The sequence below is a fragment of the Oleiphilus sp. HI0117 genome (genome assembly GCF_001635235.1).
Genome location: NZ_LWGA01001187.1, coordinates 1 through 413, shown reverse-complemented (window position 1 = coordinate 413; position 413 = coordinate 1). Strand labels below are relative to the sequence as shown.

Here is a 413-nt window from a genome sequence, read left to right as displayed (position 1 = left end):
TTTTTGCGTTGATATCTTGCTGCCAACCAACAATTATTTCTTTATCTAAAGTCGACTCGGCTTCTCCGGCCACCCAGGTCTGTAGACGGTAGCCCGAAAACACTAGTACGGCCATGAGAAAAACAAATAGCGCACCAACAATGACGAGCTGCTTATTTCCTAACTGATAAGTTTTAGACTTTCCGTGGTTTCGACCAACAAAAATAATATTCATAGCTTTTCTTATATCGTTCTTTTAGCATATCCCTATTCCATGATGTCATTCCATGACTCAATTTGCGCTAGTTTGACCAAGCATCAAGCTCTTTGCAAGCGCTAGTCGCTTTGCTCTTGAGCCTTGTCACGCCGAACTTAGCAAAGCCAATTTAGCCTGTCACACTTTTAAGTTTATGAGACAACCAAAGCAGCAAAAG

General features: G+C 41.6%; 1 protein-coding gene. It reads right to left on the bottom strand.

Annotated elements, in window-relative coordinates:
- Positions 1-214 (bottom strand): hypothetical protein (locus A3757_RS20920; protein WP_197470182.1); only part of this gene is annotated, 214 nt, incomplete at its 3' end.
- Between the last annotated feature and the right edge of the window lie 199 nt (positions 215-413).